Raw genomic sequence first — 6,367 nt, 5'->3', positions numbered from 1 at the left:
GCCTCCGCGTAACCGGAGTTGGTGGCGGTGCCGGTGGTGTCGCACTCCTTGTGCGCGGTGCCGATGTCCACCTGGCGGTTGACGCTGCGCGACCGCACCCCCCTTTCGCGGGTCAGGCGTCGATACCGGCGCCCCGGTCCGCCGGGTCCTCGGACTCGGGGGCCTTCGCGGACTGCGCCGCCGTCTGCTTCCGGGTGGCCATCAGGCTGGTGATCGTGGTGATCACCAGGACGCCGCAGATGACGCCGAGCGAGACCGGGATGGAGATCTCGGGGACGTGCACCCCGGATTCGTGCAGCGCGTGCAGCACCAGCTTGACGCCGATGAAGCCGAGGATCACCGAGAGCCCGTAGCTGAGGTGGACCAGCTTCTTGAGCAGGCCGCCGATCAGGAAGTACAGCTGCCGCAGCCCCATGAGCGCGAAGGCGTTGGCGGTGAAGACGATGTACGGGTCCTGGGTCAGGCCGAAGATCGCGGGGATCGAGTCCAGGGCGAACAGCACGTCGGTGGTGCCGATGGCGAGCATGACGACCATGAGGGGCGTCAGCACGCGCTTGCCGTTGGCCCGGATGAAGAGCTTCGTGCCGTGGTAGCGGTCGGCGACGCCGAAGCGGCGCTCGATGTTCTTGAGGAGCCGGTTCTCCTCGAACTCCTCGTCCTCCTCGTCGGCCCGCGCCTCCTGGATGAGCTTCCAGGCGGTGTAGATCAAGAACGCGCCGAAGATGTAGAAGACCCACGAGAAGTTGGCGATGACCGCCGCGCCCGCGGCGATGAACACCGCCCTGAGCACCAGCGCGATGAGCACACCGATCAGGAGCACCCGCTGCTGGAGGTGGGAGGGCACCGAGAACTTCGCCATGATCAGCACGAAGACGAAGAGGTTGTCGACGCTGAGCGACTTCTCGGTGATGAAGCCGGCGAAGAACTCGCCCGATGCCTGGCTCTCGCCGAACACCAGCAGGCCGAGTCCGAAGAGCACGGCCAGGGCGATCCAGACGACGGTCCAGATTCCGGCTTCCTTGGTCGACACGTCATGGGGCTTGCGCCCGATGAAGAAGTCGACGGCGATCAGGGCACTCAGACCGAGAATGGTCAGTGCCCAGAGGGTCCATGAAACGTCCACTGCGCCTCCGGCAGTTCGCTACGGCTACTGATCAGCGTCGTCGCTGCCGGAGGTCTCTTCCACCCGGGCGCACGGGCTGCGCGCCTGGGCCGACGCCCCGGGACCGGTCACGGTCCGTACTGACGGGAACGCCGCGTACGGGAGTACTCCCCTCCGCACCATGAACAGTACAGGGAATCCCAAGGAAAGGTAAAGAGAAAGCTAAAAGATCTCCAAAACGCCTGTTCGGAAGGGGTGTGGGGGACGGAGGGCCGGTCAGCGCCCCCCGGTACGGCGCGCGGTGGCGACCTGGGCCAGCACCTGGTCCAGGACACGGCTGCCGGGCGGGGTCCTGGGCGGTTCGTACGTCCAGGCGTGACCGACCCAGGGGTCGGCCAGATGGTCGTCGGCGACCGGAGTGATGCGCAGCAGCGAACGCCAGAGCGGATCGAGGACCGGGCCGAAGCCCGCCGCGTCCTCCCGGTCCGCGACCATCAGCAGGTGCACCCCGACCGACGGCCCCTCGTCCGCGAGGTAGCGCAGCTGGGTGACGGCGCGGTCGTCGAAGCCGTGCGGGAAGTCGTTGACGATGAGCAGCTGCTCGGCCGGGTCCAGATCCGGCGGCAGGGAGTCCGCGGCCCCGGCCCTGATCGCCATCTGGACCAGGTCGACGCGCCGGGTGAGCCGGGTGAGGACCTCGGAGACCCCGCCGGGCCCGGAGCCGGGCGGGCTCGCCAGCACCCCGGAGCCGGTCAGCGGGGCGAGGGCCGCCGCCGCGGAGCCGGCCGGATCGATGACGTGGACCGAGAACTCGTTGGGCGGGTAGACGGCCAGCAGCCGGGCCGCGTGCAGCACGGCGGTCTCCACGGCGAGCCGGCGCAGCCGGTCGGAGTCGGTGAGCGCGGCTGCCTCGGAGGCGGTGCGTCCGCTGTCGATCCAGATGCCGCGCTCCAGTGGCAGCCGGACGAGCAGCGGTATGCGCAGGGCGGTGTCCTCCGGCAGATGGAGGTCGCCGACGCGCAGCGCCATGGGGATCTCCATCGGGACGCGGTAGCCGTGCCAGACGGGGTTGTCCCAGCCCGCGTACGCGGCGGGCAGCGCGGGTTCCACGACGGCGGCCTCGGCGGCGAGCTGGGCCAGGTCGCGGTCCAGCGCCTCGCGGGCCCGGGAGGTCAGCTCGTCGCGCTTGGCGCGGGCCTCCTCCCTGGCGCGGTCGCCCGCGCCCCCGATCCGGCTGCGCGGGTCGGACAGGGTCCGCTCCAGCTCCTGGTCCATCCGGGACTCGGCGAAGTCCACCGCGCTGCGGTAGGCGGCGGTGGCGCGGGCCAGGTCCTCGAACATGCCCCAGACCTGGTTGTAGAGCCGTTCGTCCATGGACCAGCCGGTCGCGTCGCCGGCCACCGGGGTCGCGGGCCTGCCGGGCTCGGCGGGCGGCGCGGCGGGCGGGGGCGGCGGGGGCGCCGCGGACTGGCGGCGCGGGTGCGCGTAGTCGATGGGGCCGCCGGCGGGCGCGGCCGGGCCCGGGGCGGGTGCCGGGGTCACCGGCGCACCGGCCTGCGGAACGGGCTCGTCCGGGCGCACGGGGTCCGGGCGGGGCGGTTCGGGGGCGGTGCGGGGGCGCCCGCCGCCCTGGGTCGCGGCGGCCCCGCCGGCCTGCCGGACGCGGTCGCCCTCGGGCGTGCGGGGCGGGGGCGGGGCCACCGAGCGGGCCAGTCCGGAGGCGACGGCCTCCTGGATGGAGCGCGCCAGCGTGTCGGCCTCGCCGCCCAGTCCCTGGTCGGCGAGCATCGCGGCGAGACCGCCCGCGTACCCCTGGCCGACCGCGCGGACCTTCCAGGCGCCCTGCCGGCGGTAGAGCTCCAGGGCGGCGACGGCGGACTCGGTGTCCAGGTCGGTGAGGGTGAAGGTGGCGATCTCTGTGCCGTCGAGTCCGGTCACGGCGACGAAGGGCGAGGCGACGGCCCCGAACCGGGTCGGGCCGCCCGACCGCGTCGGCAGGGCGAGCAGCACCGTCACCCGGTGGACCGTCGCGGGCAGGGCGTCGAGGTCCACGGCCAGCCGGTGCTCGGCGGCGGCCTGCCGGGACACCTCCAGGCCGGGCAGCTGCGGCGCTCCGGGATGGGCTATCCACGCCGCGCCGTGCACGGTGCCGTGCTCGTCCCCGAGCGTGGCGCCCGCCACGACGGGCGTGCCGGCCGAGATCCGGACTTCCAGATGGGTCTGGGGCAAGGAGTGGTTCTGCCCCCGGACCAGTTCGGCCGTCATGGCCCTGTCCCCTCGACGAGTTGCCGCCGCTCGCTGCGGTGCACGTATGTGGTCGTGATGCGGTACAGCTCCCGGCGGCCGGTGCCGCCGGGAGCTGCGCCCACCGGTGTGGACCCCGTGACGGGGCCGGGCAGGCCCTACAGGTGCGGCAGGATCGCCGGCATGAGGTCCTGGAAGGTGCGGCCGTTGGCCGGGGTGCCGATGGCGGTCATCTGCCAGCCGTTGCCCGAGCGGTGCACCTTGGCCATGATCTGCGCGGTGTACTGCCCGCCGCCGTCCAGGGTGTAGCGGGCCAGCTCCTGGCCGTTGGTCTCGTCGACGATGCGGCAGAAGGCGTTCTGCACCTCCTGGAACGTCTGGCCGGTGAAGGAGTTCACCGTGAAGACGATCTGGTCGATGTGGACCGGCACCCGCTGGAGGTCGACCAGGATCGCCTCGTCGTCGCCGCCCGAGCCGGCGCCGCCGACCAGGTTGTCCCCGGTGTGCTTGACCGAGCCGTCGTCGCTGACCAGGTGCCGGAAGAACACGACGTCCACCGGCTGCTTGTCGGCGAACAGCACCGCCGAGGCGTCCAGGTCGATCTCCCGGGTGCGCGATCCGAACAGACCGCGTCGCGGGGCCGCCTGCCAGCCGAGCCCCATCCGTACCGCGGTCAGGGTTCCCCCGTCGCCCTTCTGCAGGCTGATGGCCTGGCCCTTGGTCATATTGACCGTCACGCGCTGTCCCCTCTCCGCTGTCCCCGCAACCATCCGTGCGCGGTTTCCCCGCACCCTACGCAGTCACACGGCCCGCGCTGACGCCGCGGGCCGTTTTGTGTCGGTTCTGCAACACACCGGGCCCGACGTGCTCAGGCCAGACCCGCCTCACGCATCTGGCGCAACTCCTTCTTCAATTCCCCCACCTCGTCGCGGAGTCGGGCGGCCACCTCGAACTGCAGATCCGCCGCCGCCGCACGCATGCGGTCGGTCATCTCCTCGATGATCGCGGCCAGCTCGGTGGCCGGGCGGTCCGTGAGGGGCGCCTCGTCCCCGGCCTTGGCACCCTTGCCCTTGCCGCCCGCCTTGCCGCCCAGCGCGGGCACGGGGGCCTTGGCGCCCTTCGTCTGGCGGTAGCCGGTGCCGAGCAGCTGCTCGGTGTCGACCTCCTCGCGGGCGATGGTGGCCACGATGTCGTTGATCTTCTTGCGCAGCGGCTGCGGGTCGATCCCGCGCTCGGTGTTGTACGCGATCTGCTTCTCGCGGCGGCGGTTGGTCTCGTCGATGGCCTGCGCCATGGCCGGGGTGATCGTGTCCGCGTACATGTGGACCTGTCCGGAGACGTTGCGGGCCGCGCGTCCGATGGTCTGGATCAGCGAGGTGCCCGAACGCAGGAAGCCCTGCTTGTCCGCGTCGAGGATGGCCACGAGTGAGACCTCGGGCAGGTCGAGCCCCTCGCGCAGGAGGTTGATGCCGACCAGGACGTCGTACTCACCGGTGCGCAGCTCGCGCAGCAGCTCGATGCGGCGCAGGGTGTCGACGTCGCTGTGCAGATAGCGGACCTGGATGCCCAGCTCCAGGAGGTAGTCCGTGAGGTCCTCGGACATCTTCTTGGTGAGCGTCGTGACCAGGACGCGTTCGTCGCGTTCGGTGCGCTTGCGGATCTCGTGCACCAGGTCGTCGATCTGGCCCTCGGTGGGCTTGACGACGACCTCGGGGTCGACCAGGCCGGTGGGGCGGATGATCTGCTCCACGAAGCCGTCGCCCCGGGACAGCTCGTAGTTCCCCGGGGTCGCGGAGAGGTAGACCGTCTGGTCGATCCGCTGGAGGAACTCCTCCCACTTCAGCGGGCGGTTGTCCAGGGCCGAGGGCAGCCGGAAGCCGTGGTCGACCAGGGTCCGCTTGCGGGAGGCGTCGCCCTCGTACATCGCGCCGATCTGCGGGACCGTGACGTGCGATTCGTCCAGGACCAGGAGGAAGTCCTCGGGGAAGTAGTCGAGGAGGGTGTGCGGCGCGGTGCCGGGGGCGCGGTCGTCGAAGTGCATCGAGTAGTTCTCGACGCCGGAGCAGGTGCCGATCTGGCGGAGCATCTCGATGTCGTACGTGGTGCGCATGCGCAGCCGCTGGGCCTCCAGCATCTTGCCCTGCTTCTCCAGCTCGGCCAGGCGCTCCTCCAGCTCCCGCTCGATGCCGTTGACCGCCTTCTCCATGCGCTCGGGCCCCGCCACGTAGTGGCTGGCGGGGAAGACGTGGAGGGTGCGGTCCTCGCTGATGACCTCGCCGGTGAGCGGGTGGAGGGTGGAGAGCGCCTCGATCTCGTCGCCGAACATCTCGATGCGGACGGCGAGCTCCTCGTAGACCGGGAAGATCTCGATGGTGTCGCCGCGGACCCGGAAGGTGCCCCGGGCGAAGGCCAGGTCGTTGCGGGTGTACTGCATCTCGACGAAGCGGCGCAGCAACTGGTCGCGGTCGATCTCGTCGCCCACGGTGAGCTGGACCATCCGGTCCACGTACTCCTGCGGGGTGCCGAGGCCGTAGATGCAGGAGACGGAGGCGACCACGACGACGTCGCGCCGGGTGAGCAGGGAGTTCGTCGCGGAGTGGCGCAGCCGTTCGACCTCCTCGTTGATGGAGGAGTCCTTCTCGATGTAGGTGTCCGACTGCGGGACGTACGCCTCGGGCTGGTAGTAGTCGTAGTACGAGACGAAGTACTCGACGGCGTTGTTGGGCAGGAGCTCGCGGAACTCGTTGGCCAGCTGGGCGGCGAGCGTCTTGTTCGGCGCCATCACCAGGGTGGGGCGCTGCAGCTTCTCGATCATCCAGGCGGTGGTCGCCGATTTTCCGGTGCCGGTCGCGCCGAGGAGGACGACGTCCTTCTCCCCGGCGCGGATGCGCCGCTCCAGCTCGGCGATGGCCGCCGGCTGGTCGCCGCTGGGCTGGTAGGGACTGACGACCTCGAAAGGCGCCACCGTGCGTTCGATCTTCGAAACGGGCCGCATGGATCCACCGTACGACCCGCCACTGA

At 70.9% G+C, this 6,367-nt stretch carries 4 protein-coding genes; all 4 read right to left on the bottom strand.

Annotated elements, in window-relative coordinates; genetic code table 11:
* Positions 1-112: 112 nt before the first annotated feature.
* Positions 113-1,123, bottom strand: a complete 1,011-nt coding sequence (locus ACWCXC_RS22525; protein WP_450890363.1) for a TerC family protein — start codon at positions 1,121-1,123, stop codon at positions 113-115.
* Between the two features lie 255 nt (positions 1,124-1,378).
* Positions 1,379-3,367, bottom strand: a complete 1,989-nt coding sequence (locus tag ACWCXC_RS22520) for a TerD family protein (RefSeq protein ID WP_450890362.1) — start codon at positions 3,365-3,367, stop codon at positions 1,379-1,381.
* Positions 3,368-3,504: 137 nt separating this feature from the next.
* Positions 3,505-4,083, bottom strand: a complete 579-nt coding sequence (locus ACWCXC_RS22515) for a TerD family protein (RefSeq protein WP_450681071.1) — start codon at positions 4,081-4,083, stop codon at positions 3,505-3,507.
* Positions 4,084-4,214: 131 nt separating this feature from the next.
* Entirely contained in the window at positions 4,215-6,341 is a 2,127-nt protein-coding gene (uvrB, locus tag ACWCXC_RS22510; protein WP_450681070.1) for an excinuclease ABC subunit UvrB, read from the bottom strand.
* Positions 6,342-6,367 lie beyond the last annotated feature (26 nt).

The sequence above is a fragment of the Streptomyces sp. NPDC001515 genome (assembly GCF_053597115.1).
This window is presented reverse-complemented; position numbering and strand designations above follow the sequence as displayed.